13 protein-coding genes and 2 pseudogenes are annotated in these 19,655 nt (G+C 67.3%); 10 read left to right on the top strand and 5 right to left on the bottom strand.

Going from position 1 to position 19,655, the window contains the following annotated elements; all coding sequences use genetic code 11:
* Positions 1 to 249: 249 nt before the first annotated feature.
* Both ABT254_RS29895 and ABT254_RS29890 read right to left on the bottom strand, forming a co-directional pair.
* The gene (locus ABT254_RS29895) at positions 250 to 2,508 is read right to left on the bottom strand and encodes a serine/threonine-protein kinase (RefSeq protein ID WP_351476581.1); all 2,259 of its coding nucleotides are present in this window, start codon (positions 2,506 to 2,508) and stop codon (positions 250 to 252) included.
* Between the two features lie 62 nt (positions 2,509 to 2,570).
* Positions 2,571 to 3,368, bottom strand: a complete 798-nt coding sequence (locus ABT254_RS29890) for an oxygenase MpaB family protein (protein WP_351476789.1) — start codon at positions 3,366 to 3,368, stop codon at positions 2,571 to 2,573.
* Positions 3,369 to 4,092: 724 nt separating this feature from the next.
* On the opposite strand from ABT254_RS29890, the gene ABT254_RS29885 reads away from it, so the two are divergent.
* The 6 genes and pseudogenes from ABT254_RS29885 to ABT254_RS29860 all read left to right on the top strand — a co-directional run bounded on the left by ABT254_RS29885 (position 4,093) and on the right by ABT254_RS29860 (position 11,893).
* Positions 4,093 to 4,668, top strand: coding sequence for a hypothetical protein (locus ABT254_RS29885; protein ID WP_351476578.1), 576 nt, complete (start codon positions 4,093 to 4,095; stop codon positions 4,666 to 4,668).
* A 220-nt stretch (positions 4,669 to 4,888) separates the two neighbouring features.
* Positions 4,889 to 7,192: a transposase gene (locus ABT254_RS29880; RefSeq protein ID WP_351476575.1), complete on the top strand. Its 2,304-nt coding sequence runs from the start codon at positions 4,889 to 4,891 to the stop codon at positions 7,190 to 7,192.
* Between the two features lie 230 nt (positions 7,193 to 7,422).
* Positions 7,423 to 9,078: an AAA family ATPase gene (locus tag ABT254_RS29875; protein ID WP_351476572.1), complete on the top strand. Its 1,656-nt coding sequence runs from the start codon at positions 7,423 to 7,425 to the stop codon at positions 9,076 to 9,078.
* A pseudogene (locus tag ABT254_RS29870) lies at positions 9,075 to 9,530 on the top strand (TniQ family protein); the annotation flags it as partial. The gene ABT254_RS29875 and the pseudogene ABT254_RS29870, both read left to right, overlap by 4 nt.
* Positions 9,531 to 9,761: 231 nt before the next feature.
* Positions 9,762 to 10,994, top strand: a complete 1,233-nt coding sequence (locus ABT254_RS29865; RefSeq protein ID WP_351476798.1) for a hypothetical protein — start codon at positions 9,762 to 9,764, stop codon at positions 10,992 to 10,994.
* Between the two features lie 425 nt (positions 10,995 to 11,419).
* Complete coding sequence (locus ABT254_RS29860) at positions 11,420 to 11,893, top strand: aldo/keto reductase (RefSeq protein WP_351476569.1); 474 nt, start codon at positions 11,420 to 11,422, stop codon at positions 11,891 to 11,893.
* A gap of 914 nt (positions 11,894 to 12,807) precedes the next feature.
* On the opposite strand, the gene ABT254_RS29855 is transcribed toward ABT254_RS29860, so the two are convergent.
* The gene (locus ABT254_RS29855; protein ID WP_351476566.1) at positions 12,808 to 13,272 is read right to left on the bottom strand and encodes a MarR family winged helix-turn-helix transcriptional regulator; all 465 of its coding nucleotides are present in this window, start codon (positions 13,270 to 13,272) and stop codon (positions 12,808 to 12,810) included.
* A gap of 163 nt (positions 13,273 to 13,435) precedes the next feature.
* On the bottom strand, positions 13,436 to 14,662 hold the full coding sequence (locus tag ABT254_RS29850) for an acyl-CoA dehydrogenase family protein (RefSeq protein ID WP_351476563.1): 1,227 nt from the start codon (positions 14,660 to 14,662) through the stop codon (positions 13,436 to 13,438).
* A 63-nt stretch (positions 14,663 to 14,725) separates the two neighbouring features.
* On the opposite strand from ABT254_RS29850, the gene ABT254_RS29845 reads away from it, so the two are divergent.
* From ABT254_RS29845 to ABT254_RS29830, 4 genes and pseudogenes are all read left to right on the top strand, one after another.
* Positions 14,726 to 15,553: an SDR family oxidoreductase gene (locus tag ABT254_RS29845; protein WP_055705458.1), complete on the top strand. Its 828-nt coding sequence runs from the start codon at positions 14,726 to 14,728 to the stop codon at positions 15,551 to 15,553.
* A 431-nt stretch (positions 15,554 to 15,984) separates the two neighbouring features.
* Positions 15,985 to 17,472: an amidase gene (locus ABT254_RS29840; RefSeq protein WP_351476558.1), complete on the top strand. Its 1,488-nt coding sequence runs from the start codon at positions 15,985 to 15,987 to the stop codon at positions 17,470 to 17,472.
* A gap of 30 nt (positions 17,473 to 17,502) precedes the next feature.
* Entirely contained in the window at positions 17,503 to 17,967 is a 465-nt protein-coding gene (locus ABT254_RS29835) for an AMP-binding protein (protein ID WP_351476555.1), read from the top strand.
* Between the two features lie 5 nt (positions 17,968 to 17,972).
* A pseudogene (locus ABT254_RS29830) lies at positions 17,973 to 18,089 on the top strand (AMP-binding protein); the annotation flags it as partial.
* Positions 18,090 to 18,139: 50 nt separating this feature from the next.
* Here the strand turns inward: ABT254_RS29830 and lpdA are convergent.
* Positions 18,140 to 19,552, bottom strand: coding sequence for a dihydrolipoyl dehydrogenase (gene lpdA / locus ABT254_RS29825; RefSeq protein WP_351476551.1), 1,413 nt, complete (start codon positions 19,550 to 19,552; stop codon positions 18,140 to 18,142).
* Positions 19,553 to 19,655 lie beyond the last annotated feature (103 nt).

Here is a 19,655-nt window from a genome sequence, read left to right as displayed (position 1 = left end):
CCGACGAAGGCCGCCCGCGAGATGCGCGCTGCCGACGCCACCCAGCGATGCAGCTCGACCCCCGGCGACCGCGGCCGAGCTGTCCCGCCGTTGCCCGGCCACCATGCGGGGCGCCCGGGGCCCCGGGCATGGCCGCGAACGGCACCCTCACCACAGCGCTCGACACCCACCGACCCGCAACCCCGCCGACCAAGGCCCACGGCATGCCCAGGCGCCCGTCGGCAACCGCCCCCGAGATCCCGACGCGCCTCAGCGCCCGCCCGATGCGCGCTGCTGGCGCAGTACCGCCACCCGGCGGTACAGCTCCACGGCCTCGGCTCCGCGGCCCAGCTGTTCCAGGCAGTGGGCCTCGTCGTTGCGGCTGGCGAGGGTGTCGGGGTGGTCGGGGCCCAGGACGCGTTCGCGGGCGGCGGCCACGCGGCGGTATTCGGTCAGGGCGTCGGACCAGCGGCCCAGCCAGCCGAGGCCGACGGCGACCTCGCGGCGGCTGACCAGGGTGTCGGGGTGCTCGGGGCCCAGCACCCGCTCGCGGATCGCGCAGACGTCGCGGGACTCGGCGAGGGCCTCCTCCCAGCGGCCCAGACGGCCGAGGTTGACGCCGAGGCCGTGGCGGGCGCGCAGGGTCTCGGGGTGGGTGGGGCCCTGGACGCGGGTGCGGTCCTCGATCAGGTCGCGGTAGAGGGTGAGGGCCTCGGCGCTGCGGCCGAGGCGGCCGAGGCTGATGCCGACCTCGTAGCGTGCGGCGAGGGTGTCGGCGTGGTCGGGGCCGAGGGCCCGGGCGCGGGCCTCGGCAACCTCGCGGTAGGTCTGCAGGGCCTCCGGCCAGCGGCCCAGCTGGCCCAGGGCGTAGGCGACCTCGTAGCGGGTGACGAGGGTGTCGGGGTGCTCGGGGCCGAGCACTCGGGCGCGGGCGGCGGCCACGTCGCAGGCCATGCGGTACGAGTCCTCCAGGCGGCCGAGTCTGCTGAGGTTGAAGGCGAGGTTGTGGCGACAGCGCAGGGTGTCGGGGTGGTCGGGGCCCATGCCGCGCTCCCGGGCGGCGAGCACGGAGGTGTACACCTGGTGGGCGTCGAAGTGGCGGCCCAACTGGCCCAGCACGTACGCCATTTCCTGCCGGGCGGCGAGCGTGTCGGGGTGGTCGGCGCCCAGGGCGCGGGTTCGCGCCGCGGCCACGAACTTGTACTCCTGCAGGGCGTCGGCGGCGCGGCCGGTGCGGCTGAGGGTGAAGGCGACCTCGTAGCGGCTGGCGAGGGTGTCGGGGTGCTCGGGGCCGAGCAGATGGGCGCGTTCGGCGGCGACCGCGCGGTGCACCTCGCCGGCCTCCGCCCAGCGACCGAGGCGTCCCAGGCTGAGCCCGGCGTTGTGCCGTCCGGCGAGGGCGGCGAGGGTCTCCGCGGAGGGGGCGGGTGACCGGCCGGGGACGGGGTCCTCGCTCGTACCGCCCGCGGGCCGGGGAATCCATTCGCCGGTGAGGCCCGCTCCGGCGTCCGGTGGTGTGGTGCCGAGACCGGCGCCGGTGGCCTTGTGACCGGTGGTCATGCCGCGCGTCCAGGAGGGCAGACGGGGCTCGCGGGAGGGCACCTGCTCCGGCGGTCGGAGTGCCGGCTGCGGGGTCAGAGCCGACTGCGGGGTCACGACGGTCGGTACGTACACCGGTGTCGTCCGGCCCGCAGTGATACGGCGGCCCAACTCGCGGGCGTCGTGCGGGCGCTGCTCGGGGAGCTTGGCCAGCAGGTCCAGGATGATCTTCTCGAGGTATTCGGGGAGTTCGGCCCGCCGGCTGCGCGGCGGGCGGGGCGGGGTGTCGCGGTGGCCGACGAGGATCGCCCAGGCGTCGTCGAGGTCGAACGGCGGGACCCCGGTGGCGATCTCGTACAGGACGCAGCCCAGCGAGTACAGGTCGCTGCGCTGGTCGACCTCCGAGCCGCCGATCTGCTCCGGCGACATGTAGTGCGGGGTGCCCATGGCGATGCCGGTGCCGGTGAGGCGCGAGGTGAAGCCGATGTCGTGGCCGAGGCGGGCGATGCCGAAGTCGCAGATCTTCACCGTGCCGTCGGCCAGCCGCATGATGTTGGCGGGCTTCAGGTCGCGGTGCACGATGCCCTGCTGGTGGGTGTAGGCGAGGGCGGAGGCGACCTGGTCGGCGATCTCGACGACGTCGCCGACCGGCAGCGGGTGGTGCTTGTTGTCCTCGAGGAGCTGGGAGAGGTTGCGGCCCTCCAGGAGTTCCATCACCAGGTAGAGGATGCCGTCGGACTCGCCGAAGTCGTGCACGACGGTGATCCCGCGGTGCTGGAGGGCGGCGGCCACGCGGGCCTCGCGGCGGAAGCGTTCCCTGAGCACGCGGGTGAAGGACTGGTCGTGGTGCGGACCGAGGGGCTTGAGGCACTTGACGGCGACATGCCGACCGAGCGACTCGTCGCGCGATCGCCACACCTCGCCCATGCCGCCCCGCCCGATCAGGTCGAGCAGCCGGTACCGGCCCTGGATCAGCCTGCTGTCCCCCATCTGCTGCGATCGCCCCCGTAACTTTTCGTCCCGGCCACCCCTGGCTCGTCCAGTATGGCGAGCTATCGTCCGAGTTTGTACGGTGCCGGGCGGGAGCCGGGGCCGAGCCGTGACATGGCGCGCAGGATGTGTTTGGGCGGGAGTTGCCAGCGCAGACGTGCGGGAATGCAGCGAAGCATGTTGCCTGTGGCACGCAGTTGCAGGGTGACGGTGGCCGGTTTCGGGGTGGGTCGGCCGTACAGCTCGTGGGCGTACGGCGGCAGGGCGGCGTACGCCAGTCGGGCCACGCGCCGCCACAGCACCTCGCGCGCGGGGACGAGCAGGGGGTGCGTCGGCGGGCGGAGCAGGAAGTCGTCCACTTCGCGTGCCTCGGGTCCGACGGCGAGTTCGGGCCGCACCTTCTCGAAGTAGGCGGCCATCTCCTCCTGGTCGGCCGGTACGGCGTCGGGGTCGAGGCCCACCAGGCGGGCACTGGCGCGCTGTTCGCCGATGTAGCGGTCGGCCTGCGCGTCGGTGAGCGGGAATCCGGAGCGGCGCGCGACCTGCAGATAGGAGTCGATCTCGGCGCAGTGCACCCACAGCAGCAGTTCGGGTTCGTCGACGCCGTACCGCTCCCCCGTGTCCGGGTCGGTCGCCGACAGCATGGTGTGGATCTTGCGCACGCGGGCGCCGGCCCGCTCGGCGGCCTCGGTGGTGCCGTAGGTGATGGTGCCGACGAAGTTGGCGGTGCGCATCAGCCGGCCCCAGGCATCGCGCCGGAAGTCGGAGTTCTGCATGACGCCGCGCACCGCCCGGGGATGCAGCGCCTGAAGGTACAGCGCGCGGACTCCGGCGACCCACATCATCGGGTCGCCGTGCATCTGCCAGGTCACCGAGGACGGTCCGAAGAGCCCGGGGTCACCTGCCTGGATCTCCGTCACCCTTGCAGGTGTGACCACAGACGCTAGGTGTCTCCGGAGCACTACGCTGACCTGCACTTTTGCCAACCACCTTCAGCAGTATGGGGAGCTGTCTGCCGAGGATTCTTGGCACATCGGTACAGATTCGAAGGCCTCCCTGCCTGCACCGACGACGCCCCTTCCTCCTCCGGTTGCCTCCAATGGCCCATCCCCAACCACGACGTCACGTCGGCATCCTTCCCAGAGGGCCGCTGGATCACTCCCTCGAAAACGGGGCGGCGGTCTTCTATCTGCCGACGACGCTGCTCGGGTGAGCGTGTCGCGGAGGCCTCCGCTCTTCCCCGCTCAGATCACTGCCATATGGCGACTCACCTCCGGCCTACGCGCCCCCTGGTTGGACCGTCAGCCTTTGCTGGACTTGATCAGTGGGGGGCTCAGCACCTCGGGACATCTCCCTGAGACCGCCCAGCAAGGGTGCTGCATGATGACCGTGGGAGGCGCACCCCTGGTATCCCGGTGCGATGAGGCGGCGTTACGAAGATCCAGAGGCCCTTAAGATGATCTTCGTAATTTCCATCGCACTCTTGGCATGTAAGGCGGAGACGTGGCTCCCCAGCCCCCGCTGCTCGATCACTCGCCAGCTGGCGCATCGAGCGCTACTGTCCCCTGGTCGGACACATCGACATTGCGCGATCTCGCCCGAATGCATGCCATCTCAGCTGACGCCGTCAGTCAACTGGCCATGCCGTCGGACTGGACTGCCCGGTGGACTACGGCGTGGCGTTTCGGACGGACGCTCGTCGGTTGCACCGTCAGGAACCTGGGCGAGGTCGACGTGCTCTCAAGTGTTCCTGTGCGCCGCTTCACTTGGCGTACCGATCAGTGGCATCGCCCCGGCCTTGGATATCTGGTCAGTACCGACCGTCACCACGGTTTCGAGAGTTTCGAGGAGGAACTCCTCCTTCTGGCAGCTGACTTCTCAGGATCTCTTGTGGAGGCGCTGACTCAACCGTTCCGTCTGCGCTTCCAGAGCGTCAACGGCAGCGTCGAGCACATCCCGGACTATCTTCTGCTGACCGACGACACGCCGTGGCTCATCGATGTGCGGCCTTCAGCACGGATAGAACCTGAGGACGAGGTCAAGTTCGCCGCTGCGGCCGAGGTCGCCCTGGTTGCTGGGCGGAACTACGCGGTGGTTGCTGGTTGGCACGACCATGTAGTAGGCCTGATCGATACGCTGTCCGCCGGACGAAGGCCTTGACCGACCCACTGCGGCTACAGGAGCAGCTGCTTCTGGCGGCAGAAGACGGTCCACAGCCGTTCGGGACCCTGGTAAGGCGCTGCAGCCTGGAAGCCGTTGCCCGGGCTCATGCGATCCATCTGTTGTGGCATCGCCAATTGGGCCTGCGGATTTCTGGCCCTCTGACCGACGCGAGCACGATCCGCCTATCCCTCTCTCGCCGCCTGGCGAGTGGGAGTTGGTGACAGTGACCGCTGCGGTTGCCTGGGACCTCTCGCCGGGAAACGAGTTCGTCGTGAACGGCGTGCCGTGGACAGTGGAGGCATTTCAACCCCAAGTCGGAAAGGTGGTGCTGATCCGGCCCGAGCATGAGGCTTGGAAGACGTCGGTGCGGCAGTTGATGCACCATCCGAACATCAGGCCGTCGACACGAACGAGGAAGGACCTGCCGGCCGCCAGCCGCGGGCGGCAGCCAAAGGGCGTTCTCGATCTGCCGCCGAGCAAGCGGCCACTCGTGATGTTGCGGGTGGACCATTTGCGGGAGGTGGAGACCGGGTTTCGCAGCGGTGATCCGCTGAACGCGCTCCCCGGAGAGCCGAAGCCGCAATACGATCCGAACTCCACCACGTTGACCGAGCGCCGTCATGCCAAGGTGCGGGAGCTGCGGCAGGACACGATACGCAACCCGGATCTGGCCGCCGCCCACTGCTTGGACAAGGTCAGCTACCGCACTCTGATCCGCTGGGATCTGGACCGCCGCCGCTTCGGGCCGGTGGGATGTGCGGACGACCGGTGGCTGCGGGAGGCGACCGGCCGTCAGATCTCAGCCGCGGTACGTGAGGCGATCTTTGCGGTACGCCACGAGACCCTGCACCGCTCCAAGCTGACAGCAAAAGACCGTGAACGGCTGATCCATCAGTACGTACGCGAGGAGTTCGGGAAGGACGAGCCGGTACCCAGTTACGAAACCCTCCGGGTCGTGTGGAAGGAGTGGTTCGGATCAACCGGAGCCCGTCAGCGCTATGCCGTTTCAGCTGCACGGGCTCAAGCGGTGGCGACAGGTAGGCACGTGGTGGTCAGTCGGCCCGGGCAAGTAGTGGCGCTCGACACGACGGTACTCCCGGTCAAAGTCCGTGAGCAGGTCTTTGGCGACCCGGTGTCAGTGCATCTGACGCTGGCTCTGGACGTATACACGCATTCGATCGTGGCTTTCCGACTCACGTTGGTCTCGGACACCTCAGTAGACGTCGCCATGATCTTGCGGGACGTCATGATGCCGCTGCCCATGCGCCCGGACTGGGGCGAGGAGATGGAGTGGGCCTATCCCGGGGTCCCCGGCAGCGTGATCGCGGAATTCACTGATGGCAAGGTCGCTGGGCTACCGTTCTTCGCCCCGGAGACCGTGACCACCGACCACGGCTCGGTGTACAAGAATCACCACCTGATCGAGGTTCAGCGGGTGATCGGCGCGACGATCCGGCCGAGTCGGGTGCTGCGGCCGACCGACAAGCAGGCGGTGGAGCGAGCCTTCGGCGCGATCCAGTCCCTGCTGTTCCGGGTTCTTCCGGGCTACCAGGGCGTCGACAGCTCAGATCGCGGCATCGATCCGGAAAGTGACGCATGCATCACCGTGGCGGAGATGGAGCACTTGATTGCCACCTGGGTCGTCAGGATCTGGCAGAACCGCAGGTTCGGTTCCTACGCACCCAGTTGGGATCCTGCTGGTGATCACAGTCCGAATACCCTGTTCGCCGCGTCCATGGCCCAGGGCGGCTTTGCACTGCAGATCCCGCCGGCAGAGTTGTACTACCAATTGCTTCCTACTCATCGGGTGATGATTCACGGCCGACGCGGCGTAAAAATCAGAACTCTCTGGTACGACGGGGAGGCACTGAACGAGTGGCGTTTCCGTCCGTCTGGCCGGGGCGGGGCGGCGAAGAACAAGTACGTGTTCCACCGGGATCCACGTGATCCATGTTTCGTTTTCTTCCAAGATCCGCTCACTCATGAATGGCATCAGTTGCGTTGGGTGGGCCTTCCGGACGAGGGCCGAATGCCCGCGTTCAGTGACGCCCGTGTACGGCAGGTAATGCGCGAGCTGCGCAATCAGGGGCTGAAGCCGAAGTCCGACAAAGATCTGCTGCCCCTGTTGCTGGACTTGATCGGGAGCAATGTCCCCGTGGACCAATGGCCCACCCGTATGACCAAGGCCCAGCGAACCGAGCACGCCCGCGAAGAGGCCCAGGCCACAGCGGCGGCAGCCGACCGACCGAAGCCCTCCCCTGCCCCTGCCTGCGCCGACGAGGTGGCACCGTTTGTGCCACGCCAAGGCGGTGAGGTCGACAATGTCGTCACGTTGCGATGGCGTGAGCGGGCCGAGCAGGGCCGGGCTGCGATCGACGGCGAGCGCCGACGCCGACGGGAGGCAGTCTCCGAGGAACCGGCTGCGACGTCCACCCTTGGCCAGCGGTTGCGGGGGCGCAGCCTGATGGACCTGCTCGACGATGAGGACGAATCCGCCGCTGAGCCTGGAGGCCAGCCGTGAGCGAGCCCACCAAGCCGCCCGCCCGGGCCGTCACTTCGTTCCTGCCTGGGCCGCCGATCGACCGGACCCGGGTGTAGGGCTGGCACCGGTGGGTCCGTACCCGCGAGCTTTTCGTGCCGGCGCCCATACTGAGCACGGAGCAATATCTGCAGTTGACGCCCCGCCGACGGCGAATTCACGACCTGCACCGTCTGGCCACCCACAGCAGCCTGCCAGTGCAGTCCACCCCAATGGGCGATGCCGTGGCGTGGCTGGTGAAAGCACGGATCGAGGACGGCGCCTACAGCCACAAGGCCGGAATCCGGACCGGGGTCATGGTCAACGGGGGTGGCGCCCAGGGAAAGACCGAAACGGTCTGCGCGGCGATCGCGGCCTTCGAGGAAGAATGGCTGGAGGTGAACGAGTACATGAATCCGGAGGCCATGGCCGGCACCAGGGATCTCCTCGCTCCTGTTGCGTATGTGCGCTGCCCGGTCAAGGCAACCCCCGTCTCCACCTGCCAGCGCATCCTCGACTTCTACGGCGAGGATTACAAGAACATGCGCCAGGAAGACTTGATCCGGACGGTGAACGCCGCCATCGCCGCGCACGCCACCAAGGCACTCGTGATCGACGACATCACGCGACTCAAACTGCATCGCGAGAGCGACCAGGACGTCTTGGACCTTCTCTTGGAGGTGATGAGCATGTCCGTCACCCTCATTCTGGTGGGTGTCGGTATCCCCACTTCCGGACTATTGCGCCGCGGCAGCTTCGATCCGGTTGCCAAGCAGTGGGTCATTCCTCCAGTGAAAGACCGCGGGCGCAGCCCAAATCCGGACGCTGCGACCCAGCTGGCGGACCTCGTGGACGAGTACGCCACGCCCTATCTGCACAATCCGTCTCAACGCGGACTTCAGATCCGGCGTAGCGCACCCCGCGGAACGGCCGAAACCTCGGCCCTTCTGCTCGCAGCCGCGACTGCGCTCGGCGATCGGGTTCTTGTCCCTCTGCGTGAGCGTATCGAGCCCCTCGCTCGCGAGGCGTACCGCCGGTCGGCCTCCATCGGCGACAAGCTCTTCAAGGACAGCAACGTCTCGGCTATCTTGCTGCGCGCCACCGCACAGCGCGTCTACGGATTCCAGAAGCGCTCCATATTGCGTGTCGCCCCGGATTTCTACCGTTTCAGCACTGCCGAAATCCCTCCTCTCCTCCCAAGGGAATGGTTCGACGCGTACTTCCAGCCTCTCGTGCATCGCCTGCCGAAGATGACCACGCTCTTGGAGCGCCATCTGCGTTGGGCTGCCTCATTGAGGCTCGCCGAGTTGGTCTGTGATCAGACATGGCCTGCGTGCGCGCAGGCTCTGGGGATCCCTCAGAATAGCGCTCGCCGGACGATGAATGTGCTGGGTAAGCAGCTGACAACTCCTGGCCTCTGGCCTGTATTTGAGGACGCGGTCGACCTGGTTGCACATCAACTGCATGAACAGGACCGCCGAGTCAACTACGCCCACCGCCGCCGTTCCACAGCCGACTGGTGTCTTTCGCTCGCAGATTGGAAAGCATTGTGCGAGGGCATACCCGGTCTTGAGCAGCGCCAGGCAACGGGGGACCCCCGAGTCGGCGAGGCCGTCGTTTGGTGCATGGTCAACCAGGCCAGCTACCTTCACAGCCCGACGGTGACCCATCGCCGCTCCGCTTCGTACTCTCCCCGCCGACTGACCGAAGAGGCAGCGCTATTCGCAAGCAGGACTCAGCGCAGGCCGTCCTACACGACGCTGAGTCGGCGGCTGGCATCCTACGCAGCCCAGCTCGCCCGAGCCTGTGACGAAGGAACTGACCTGCGAATCGAAGTGCCGAACTGCACCACCCCCACTGGCGCACGACAGCAGGGTCCGGTCCATTGACGACCCGTCCACTGGCACGAAGTCTCGCTCCGCTGCCGGAAGAGTCGCTGCCAGGCCTGCTCCTGCGTCTTGCCTACCGACTGGATCGCTCGCCGGCCAGGATCGCCGCGCTGTGCGGACTGAGCCGTCACCAACACCGATTGCCAGCCGAGTACTTGATCACCTTGTCCGCAGAAGCCACCGAGTCTCTCGAGGCAGCTGCATCCCTCCGCGAAGGCGAAGCCGACGCGCTCACCCTGTCAGCCATGGCCGCGGCCTATCCGCCACTGGCCAACATGCGTCTGGGCGGCAGTCGCAATATGGCCTCCGCCCGACGCACCTGGGCCTTCAGCTTGTCCGGCCGTTACTGCCCCGACTGCCTGGCTGGAGACGGAAGCGCGATTCAGAGCGCGTACGGAGGCCCGTGGAGACTGCGCTGGCATGTCCCGGTCTCCTTCGCGTGCACTGCCCACAGCCGCGTCCTGGAGAGCGGATGTCCACAGTGCGGAGGTCATCCGAACCGGTCCTCGAACACCGAACGGCAAGGGCTCATCACACAGCGCACGATCGGTGGACTACACCCCGCGCAGTGCCGCCATCGCCTCGCGCCCGGCCCTGTCGGTACCAGCGTCCGGATACCGCCGTGTGCAGCGCGACTCGATCAGACGGCCCGGGTAGCCGAGCAACCGGACAGTGACCTGGTCATGATGCTCGCCCTACAGCGACGTATCGACCGGCATTTGACGCCCACTGAACATCCGCCCGCGATCAGCAGCAACTACTCGAATCCAGAGCAGCACTTCTTTTCCGACCTGATAGCCGCCGCTCAACTCATCCGGCTCAGCTGGCCCGACAGTGCACGCTTTGCCCCCTCCAGCGCCGTCGCCGACCTGATTGCCCGCCACGTTGCCGCCTGGACCGCCCTCCGGGAAAACCGCAGCCCGGGCAGGCGCGTCCGTGATGCATGGGCGGCGCCCAAAGACCCGGCCGAGTGCGGAGCACTGCTGCTGGCCGCGGACACCCTGCTCGGCGGCCGGGGCCAGGACGACCTGGCCCTTCGCGAGCGGATCCAGCCGCTCGCGACCGCAGCGTTCACGCGAAACGAAGCGAACACCGGTGCCGCCTTCCGACGCATGGACGTCTCCCCAGACCTGTCAAGAGCCCTGGCCCAGCGGTCCCTTGGCTTCAACCGTGCGGGTGGCCATCACCACGCCAGACAGCACGTTCCCTCACGTCAGGTCCATTTCGGGATCGAGCATGTCCCCGCTCTCTTGCCCGAGGCATGGATCGGTGCGCACTTCGGTGATCTGACGTCCCTGTGGGACTCCGGTGATGTCTGGAAGCCACGGCATCTACGCCGAGTAGCCTCCCTCAAGCTCGTCGAAATGGCTGGCGGCGGAACCTGGCCACAATGCGCCGTCATCCTGGGAGTACCGTGGATCGCCGCCCAACGTAGCCTTGCCGTCCTCAAGCGAAGCCTGCTGCCCAGCGGTCTCTGGCCACTGCTCGACACTGCAGTCGAGACCCTCGCGCAGGAATTGGACGCTGATCCACTGAACGTGAATTTCGCTGCGCGTCGTCGAGCGCTGCGTACCTGGCAGATCCCTGTCAAGGACCTTGCTGCGCTCACGGAAGGCCTGGTCCGCCTTGCCAACGTGGAGTCCCCCTTGACCCGGGCTGCGGTAACCGCGCTCGTGTGGGCTCGAGTCACCCAGGGCGACCATCTGCACAGCCCATCGATCGAAGCACTTCGCAGAGCGAGGCAAAGTACCAAGCCCTTGGTCTCCGCCATCGGACAGTTGCAGACCCCCAGCAACCGCAGAGGCGCCAGACTCCGCATCCTTCAGCGCATCAGCGAATACGCCGATGACTTCGCCCAAGCGCTGAACGAGGGAGCCGATGGAGCTGAGGGACCAGCTACTCGCAAGCGTCCCTGACAACCGACCACCAAGCCTACCTTCAGCCCGGCTGTGCCTCTGCGCCCAGTGTGCGACATCCCGTGAGCTCCCCTATGCCTCGATGAGACCCTGCCCCCGGCCAGCAGACTCCTACAGCGTCGCCGTCACTGACTGCACGGACCCCACCGAAATACGCCCCTAAGGTCACGCGACCGAAGCGTATCTCGTCAAATATCGTCCAGTCGTACGACGCTGGGAAGCTGATCGTCCGGGACGCTTCCGGTTGTCGACGAAATCCGCTCCGCCACCACCGCACTGTTCAGCACCGGCAGTGCAAGGTCAAGGTCACCAGCCCTACGCACAGCCGACCGCTGGTCGGCACGGGGCGCGTCGCCAGCCGCTGCAGGCTACTCAGAGGTGCTGCTCACCTTCTTGAAGCTCCTCAACAGACCGAGCAGGGGCCAATGCTGCCGTACGCCATTCGTCGCCCCTGGCGGGGAGGCCGCAGTCAAGGGTCACCGCGGCAACCGACACGCCCTTCATCTGTCGCTGCGTCTCCGCCTCCCTCTCCTGGTGCAACCTCACTTCGGCGAAACTGTGGGCGCGGGCCGGACACTTCCGCTGCTTTGAGTGACCCCCTGGCCATCGCCGAAGAGAGCGGCGCCACGCCCGCCCAGGTGTCGGTCGGCTGGGTCCGTGAGCGTGCTGCCCAGGCGTCCACCTCGTTCGTCCCGATCATCGGCCCGCGCAATCTCGCGCAACTCGACGACAACCTGGGTGCGCTGGACGTCCAACTCACCTCGAAGCAGTTCGCACACCTGTCCGACGTCAGCGCCCTCCCGTTCGGAGTGCCCCACGAAACCTCCGCCGGCATCCGAAACGTCGTACAGGGTGGTGACGCCTCCCTCGTCATCCAGCCCGCCGGGCCTGTGGCCTGAGCCGCGGATCCTGCCGCCGACGGCCCCTGCCGTCGACGTCATTCTCCGTTCCGCTTCGTGTGCCTGGTGCGCGACGGTGCCGTGTGGCGGTCCGTGGCAGATCCCACCCATCCGTCACAGCCCCATCGTGTCGATCGTTGGCGAAACAGAGGGACAACGCGCGTCTTCGACCTCCTGGGCAGGAACGGTTGGCCGAGTAGGTGAGGGACTGGGGTATCAGCACTGCTGAACCTAGTCGCCGGACAAAAGCGTGAGGGCTCCCGACCACAGCACGCCCGGGTTGATGCACTCGGGGTGGAAACCCGTCATCCCCGCAAAGAACTCCATCGTTGTGGTGGAGTTCTTCGGTTGCCGGTGAACTCCATCGTTGTGGTGGAGTTCTTCGGTTGCCGGTCCGCAGCGTCGAGGTAGCGCCTCGTGCGGCCGATGTGGGCCGCGTCGTCCGGGCGGGCCGGGTCTTGGTGGCCGGCCATCACGAACTCCACTCCGAGCGCCTTCACTTGGCGGGGTGCCCTTCGCGCGTCGCGGCCACCACCCTCGGATTCCGCGAGCGAGAGGTGCACGCCGTTGTAGACGACGTCCCCCCTCGACGGGGACGAGCGCGTGCCCCTCCAGACTCAGTCTGCCGACCGGCGCACTTTTCGTGGAGCCCGGTCGCCCAACCCTCCGAGCCCACCACACAAACCGCTCGGCGAACGTGGTGACGAACCTGCCGGGAACGAACACCTCGATCACGGTCAGCGACTCGGGTGTTGCCCCATGCTCGACCCAATTGACGCATGGCCTACGAACAGGGCGCCCCCTGCCCACCACAACGAGTCCGCCGGAGACCGCCGGATGGCATACGGCCCGGCAAGCCGACTTCGCCAGAACCGGGGCATAGCGCTATACCCCGGGGCGATCCCCTAGAGCCGTTAAGCCCGTTTCCCACCGTTCTGCTCCCGGACGGTGTCGAACAGGGAGGTCAGAGCGGGACTTCCGGCGAGACTGTCCAGCAGGACGTGAAGCGACTGTCGGTCCGCGGTGCCCAGGTCTGCGAGGATTTCGGCGTCGAGATCGACGAGCGTGCGGTTGAGGCGGGCCAGGACCTTGCGCCCTTCGGCAGTGATGTCCACGGCGTAGCGGCGACGATCCTGCGGATCTCGTGTCCGCTCCGCGTATCCGGCGCGCTCAAGGTCGTCGAGACTCGTCACCATCGTCGCGGGGTCGATGCGCAGGAACGAGCCAAGTGCCAGTTGTGGCATGGCACCGTTGTCCGCCAAAGCCTGCAGGACGCTGTAATGCCGCACTCGCAGGCCGGTCCCACCGATGCCGTCCTCGGCGATCCTGAACGCCACCTGTCCGAGTTTGACCAGCAGGCAGATGGTGTGTTCGGCCACGGTCCCAGGTACCAGCGGAGCCTCGGACATCGTTTATCCCGCCCATGGTTAGTCGTACGTATGGTCCTGTCCATCGTACGAGAAGGCCCGAGGCACCAGGACCGCTGCAGGCCGGCGGGATTCCCCACCTTCCGCCGGCTTACGGCCGGTGCGTCCTGGGTGGTCAGCCGACGATGGCCCGACCGAAGATCTGCCGGGCTATGACCCACTTCTGGATCTCGTTGGTGCCCTCATAGATCTCGCCGATCTTGCTGTCCCGGTAGATCGCCTCGACGGGACCTGGACTGCCGTCGGCACCCAGTTCGCGCGCGAAGCCGAGGCCTCCGAAGGCCTGGACGGCGTCGCGCGCCATGTCCACCGACAGCTTGGTGGCGTAGTACTTCGCCATCGCGGCCTCGGGCTCCGGGGACGGGTTGCCCGCGTCCAGGCGCAGGGCGGCCTTGGTGTAGAGGGTGCGGGCGTTCTCGATCTCGGTGGCGCGTTCGGCGAGCAGGAACTGCCAGTGCTGGTTGGCGGCCACCGGCTTGCCGAAGGCGTGTCGCGTCGACAGGTGGGCCACGGTGTGGTCGAAGGCGGCCTGCGCCATGCCGACCCCGGCAGCCGCGATGCCGATCCGGCCGTAGGTGAGAGTGGACAGCGCATGGCGCAGTCCGTGTCCCTCGGCGCCACCGAGAAGGTCGTCGTCGGTCAGGTGCACATCCGTGAAGCGGATGTCCGCGGTGAGCTGGCCGCGGTTGCCCATCTTGCGGTCGGCAAGGCCGACTTCCACTCCGGGAAGTGCTGTGTCGACGATGAACATGCTCAGCCGGGTGCCGGTGCGGGCGAGAACCACCACGAACCCGGCGACCGGCGAGTTGGAGATCCACCGCTTGTGGCCGTTCAGCACCCAGCCGGCCTCGGTGCATATCGCCTCGGCCTGAACCGCCTGCGGGGACAGGTCACTTGAGGCGTTCGGCTCGGTGGTGGCGAACGCGCCGACCACTGAGCCCTCCGCGACCTTTCGCAGCCATCGCTGCTGCTGCTCCTCGGTGCCCTGCCGCAGGGCGTTGCCCGCCAGGATGCAGTGCACGTCGAAGACGGCCGCGACGCTGCTGGAGTAGTAGGCCAGTTCCTCGATGGCCGCGGCGGTGGCGCTCGCCGGATGGGTCAGACCGTCGCCGCCGACCTCGCTGGGGAAGGGGATCCGGAAGACGCCCGCCGACGCAAGCGCGTCAAACACATGCCGGGGAAAGCCGTCCGTGCGCTCGTCGCCCCCCGCGATCGCCACGGCGTGGGGAGCCACTTCGTGCTCTGCGATCCGGCGCACGGCAGCGCGAACGGACTGTGTCTCTTTGGGGGCGAGGAGCTCGTGGTAGAGCCGGTCGATCTGGCGTGTGGGAGTGGAAGTCATACGGGGAAGATACCATTAGCACCACGTACCATTAGTTCGACAATCTATTTTGGAGGTTCGACCATGACACAGACGCTGGCCGACAAGACCATCCTGATGTCGGGAGGCAGCCGCGGCATCGGACTCGCCATCGCTCTGCGCGCGGCCCGCGACGGTGCGAACGTGGTGATGCTCGCCAAGACCGCCGTGCCGCATCCGAAGCTCGAAGGCACGGTCCACACCGCCGTTGACGAGATTGAGCGCGCGGGCGGCAAGGGGCTGGCCGTCGTCGGTGACGTCCGCGACGAGGACGATGTGCGCACCGCTGTCAACGCGGCGGTCAGCGCCTTCGGTGGCATAGACATCGTGGTGAACAACGCCAGCGCCATCGACCTGTCGTCGTCGGAGCAGCTGGAGATGAAGCGGTACGACCTGATGCAGGACATCAACACGCGCGGCACGTTCCTGCTGAGCAAGGCCGCTATCCCGCACCTGCGCAAAGCGGGCAACCCGCACATCCTCACGCTCTCCCCGCCGTTGAATCTCGCGCCGCACTGGGTGGGGAAGCACCTCGGTTACACGCTGTCGAAGTACGGCATGAGTCTGTGCACCATCGGGCTCGCCGAGGAGCTCGCCGCCGACGGCATCGCCGCCAACTCGTTGTGGCCGCGGACCCTGATCGACACGGCCGCCGTGCGCAACGTGGTCGGCGGCGCCGGACAAGCCCGTAGTCCGCGGATCATGGCGGACGCCGCGTACGCCATCCTCACGCGTGACGCGCGGAAGTGCACCGCCAACCTGTTCATCGACGACGAGGTCCTGTCGGACGAGGGCGTCACCGACCTGTCCGTCTACAGCCCTGCCGACTTCGAAGGCGATCTCGCGCTCGACATATTCGTCGATCCGGCCTGATCCCACACTGCTCAGTCGATGAACGCGAGGGCGTTCTCGATGCCCTTCTCGAAGACCTCATCGGCGAGCTTCGAGTCGAAGGCGGCGCGGGACAGCTGCAGCGACCCAGGCCTTCGCAGCGGTCGAACTAGTCGATCAGGGCGCGGAGGGACATCCGACGCCGCACTGGTGCCGGTGCTCGGGCGACAGATAGCCGAGAACGAGATCCTCGAGTCCCGGGCAGCCGGACCGCAGAGTGCCGTACCGCGCCGCCTACATGCGCAGCTCCTCCACGACGGCGTTGGCGACGAGGTCGTCCCTTGATGCCACAGGATCCTCCGTTCATTTCGCAGGGCCATTGCCTTGCACGTCATCCCGAGCCTATGGTCTGTCGAATGTAATGCTATGACTCACATTTGATGGCGCCGTCAGAGTCAGAGATGAGGCATGCCGTGAGTGACGTCCCCTTCCAGCCCGCAGTGGAGCAGTCACGGGCGCTGGCCGCGGGTGAGATCTCGAGCCGAGAACTCGTCGAGCTCTATCTTGAGCGGATCGCCACCCATAACACCGCGTTGAACGCGGTGGTGACCCTTGACCCCGAGCGGGCCCGTCGCGAGGCCGGGGAAGCGGACGCCGCGCGGGCGGCCGGGCGAGACCTCGGTCCTCTGCACGGTGTGCCGATCACGGTCAAGGACAGCTTCGAGACAGCCGGGATGCGCACCGTCTGCGGGCGAACAGACCTCAAGGACTACGTGCCCGACCAGGACGCCGAGGCGGTCAAGCGGCTGCGTTCGGCCGGTGCCGTGATCATGGGGAAGAGCAACATGCCTCCGGGTAACCAGGACGTCCAGGCCGACAACCCGGTGTTCGGTCCTTCATCGAACCCGTGGGACACGACCCGTACCTCGGGCGGATCCGCCGGGGGCGGCGCCGTCGCCACCGCCGCGGGCCTAACGGCGTTCGACTTCGGCTCGGAAATCGGCGGATCGACCAGGATCCCGTCCCACTTCAACGGCCTGTACGGGCACAAGTCGACCTGGCGGTCCATACCCCTCATCGGGCATGTGCCCTACGGCCCGGGCCCGGGACGATGGACCGAGGCCGACATGGGCTGCGGCGGCGCGCAGGTCCGCGACGCCCGTGACCTCGTCCCGATCTTGCGGGCAACGGTCGGGCCCGCCGACTACGACGGCGGTTTCAGCTACACACTCGCACCGCCGCGCGCGACCAAGCTCGCCGACTTCCGGGTAGCCGTCTGGAGTGAGGATCCCGCGTGTCCCGTCGACAGCGACGTCGCGGCAGCCGTGGACGATGCAGTCACTGTGCTGCGGGCGGCCGGCGCGAAGATCACGGTCCAGCCCGCCGGCCTCCCTGTCGACATCGCGACGAATCACGGGAAGGCTTTCCAGCCCCTGCTCTTCGGCGCGGGCGACCGCACCGGCCTCGCTCCTGCCTCCAGCGCCGCGGTGCTGGCCCGGTTCGTCCAGCACCCGCGGGGTGACGCCGGTCCCGCCCTGCTCGGAACCTTCCAGTCCCACTATCACTGGCTGCAGGCCCACATGGTGCGCAATGAGATCCGGCAGCGATGGTTCGAGTTCTTCCAGGACTTCGACATCGTGCTCATGCCGGTCACCCCGACGGCCGCCCCCGCCCACCACAACAAGCTGATCGACTGGTTCGGGCGGCCATTCGAAGTCGAAGGTGTGCGACGCCCTTACTGGGACCAGGTCAAGTGGAGCGCCGTCGCCAACGTCTCCGGGGGGCCGGCGACGACCATCCCGGTGCGCCGAGGCAGGAGCGGACTGCCCATCGGTCTGCAGGCCATGGGCCCGAGCGGGGGCGATCTCACCACCATCGAGTTCGCCGCCCTGCTGGGCCGGGAAGTAGACGGCTTCGTGCCGCCTCCGGCCTTCGTCCAGACCCCCACCACTGGACCCTGACCACCCGCCCGAAGACCCCGAAGAACGACGATGCACGGCTTGAGGCGCAACGCGTCACGACTGCTGACGGATTCCGCGTCCCGCTACCCGGAACGCACCGCGATCGTCTTCGGCGACGACCGCATCACGTACGAGGCCCTCGACGCCGCGGCCAACCGGGGGGGCGAACCTGCTCGTCTCGCGCGGGATCCAGCCCGGGAACAAGGTCGCGCTGTCCTGCCCCGATTCTCCGGCATCTACTTCGGCATCCTCAAGGCCGACACCGCGGTCGTGCCGCTGAACGCGCTGTTGCAGGGCCGCGAGGTCGCCTACCACCTCACCGACTCCGACGCGAAGGGCGTACTTCGCCTTCGAGGGCACCCCGGAGCTGCCGATCGGAAAGGCCGCCTGGAAGGGATTCCGCGAGAGGGCGGACTGCACCGAGTTCTTCCTGATCGAGAGCGGCGGCGCGCCGTAGTCAGGACGAGACGCCGGAGTCCTACACCTCGGTCGTAGCCGAGCAGCCCGTGACGTTCCGGACGGTCGAACGCGACGAAGACGACACAGCGGTGGTCCCCTACACGTCCGGCACCACCGGCCACCCCAAGCGCAGAGCTGCGTCACCGCAACGTGTATGAAAACGCGCTCGCCGGCATCGACCTGTTCGTTTCGAGGGGGCAGCGCCCTGCTACATGTTGATCATGTGGCCCGCGAGGCCGTGGACGGCTTCCTTGACCGCCTCGCCCAGGGTGGGGTGGGCGTGGACGTTGCGGGCGACCTCATGGACGGTGAGGTCCCACTGCTGGGCCAGGGTCAGCTCGGGAAGGAGTTCGGTGACGTCGGGGCCGATGAGGTGGCCGCCGAGGAGTTCGCCGTACTTGCCGTCGCTGATCAGCTTCACGAAGCCGCCCGCGTCGCCCAGGCCGTGGGCCTTGGCGTTCGCGGTGAACGGGAACTTGGCGACCTGGACGTCGTACCCCTTCTCCCTCGCCTGCGCCTCGGTGTAGCCGAAGCTGGCGATCTGCGGCTGGCAGAAGGTGGATCGCGGGATCATCACGTAGTCCAGCTCCATGGTCTCCGCGTCCGCGATCGTCTCGGCGGCGACCACGCCCATCGCCTCGGCGGCGTGCGCGAGCATCAGCTTCGCGGTGACGTCGCCGATGGCGTAGATGTGCGGTACGGAGGTGCGGCAGCGGCCGTCCACGTCGATCGCGCCGCGCTCGGTGACGCGGACGCCGGTGTTCTCCAGGCCGTATCCGGTGACATTCGGGGCGAAGCCGATGGCCTGCAGAACCTTGTCGGCCGCCAGCACCTGCTGGGTGCCGTCCTTGCCGGTGACGGTGACCCGGACCTGCGGGCCGGACTCGTCAATGGACTCGACGCGGGTCGAGGTGAGCACGTCGATGCCCAACTTCCGGTACTGCTTGGCCAGTTCGGCGGAGACCTCGGCGTCCTCCAGCGGGGCGATACGGTCCAGGAACTCGACGACGGTGACCTTGACGCCATAGTTGTGCAGCACATAGGCGAACTCGACGCCGATGGCCCCGGCGCCGGCGATCACGATCGACTGCGGCAGGTCCTCGGCGAGGATCTGCTCCTCGTACGTCACCACGCGCGCGCTGCGCTTGGTGCCGGGCAGCAGCTTGGGTGTCGCCCCGGCGGCGATGATGCAGTTCTCGAAGCCGATGGTGCGGGTGTTGCCGTCGTAGTCGGCCACCTGGAGTGTGTGCGGGTCGAGGAACGAGCCGCGTCCGCTGATTTCGGTGATCTTGTTCTTCTTCATCAGGTAGTGGACGCCCTTGACCCGGCCGTCCGCGACCTTCCGACTACGGCGGAACGCCTCCCCGTAGTCGAAGGAGACCTCACCATCGACCTTGATGCCAAAGGTCTTCGCCTCGCGCGTGAAGACGTGCGCCAGTTCGGCGTTACGCAGCAGGGCCTTGGTGGGGATGCAGCCCACGTTCAGGCAGACGCCGCCCCAGTACCTCTCCTCGACGACCGCTACACGCTTGCCCAGTTGGGCGGCCCTGATGGCGGCTACGTACCCGCCCGGGCCCGCGCCGAGTACGACGACGTCGAAGTGCTCACCCTGCTCGTCCATGGACCATTCCTTTCCACTGGGACGGTCGACTCCACGTCGGTGGCCGACTCGCTCCCGATCGCACAACCTGTTCATCAGCTCAGTCGCTGTGGTTCAACGTCCC

The sequence above is a fragment of the Streptomyces sp. NPDC001137 genome (assembly GCF_040298885.1).
Classification (GTDB): domain Bacteria; phylum Actinomycetota; class Actinomycetes; order Streptomycetales; family Streptomycetaceae; genus Streptomyces.
Note: the sequence above shows the minus strand (reverse complement) of the source record. Positions and strands in the feature narration are given on the sequence as shown.

Excerpts from the sequence above, each read along its gene's own strand:
- ABT254_RS29895 (WP_351476581.1), bottom strand. The coding sequence starts at position 2,508 with ATGGGGGACAGCAGGCTGATCCAGGGCCGGTACCGGCTGCTCGACCTG.
- ABT254_RS29890 (WP_351476789.1), bottom strand. The coding sequence starts at position 3,368 with ATGCACGGCGACCCGATGATGTGGGTCGCCGGAGTCCGCGCGCTGTAC.
- ABT254_RS29875 (WP_351476572.1), top strand. The coding sequence starts at position 7,423 with ATGGGCGATGCCGTGGCGTGGCTGGTGAAAGCACGGATCGAGGACGGC.
- ABT254_RS29865 (WP_351476798.1), top strand. The coding sequence starts at position 9,762 with ATGATGCTCGCCCTACAGCGACGTATCGACCGGCATTTGACGCCCACT.
- ABT254_RS29860 (WP_351476569.1), top strand. The coding sequence starts at position 11,420 with ATGCTGCCGTACGCCATTCGTCGCCCCTGGCGGGGAGGCCGCAGTCAA.
- ABT254_RS29850 (WP_351476563.1), bottom strand. The coding sequence starts at position 14,662 with ATGACTTCCACTCCCACACGCCAGATCGACCGGCTCTACCACGAGCTC.
- ABT254_RS29845 (WP_055705458.1), top strand. The coding sequence starts at position 14,726 with ATGACACAGACGCTGGCCGACAAGACCATCCTGATGTCGGGAGGCAGC.
- ABT254_RS29835 (WP_351476555.1), top strand. The coding sequence starts at position 17,503 with ATGCACGGCTTGAGGCGCAACGCGTCACGACTGCTGACGGATTCCGCG.
- lpdA (WP_351476551.1), bottom strand. The coding sequence starts at position 19,552 with ATGGACGAGCAGGGTGAGCACTTCGACGTCGTCGTACTCGGCGCGGGC.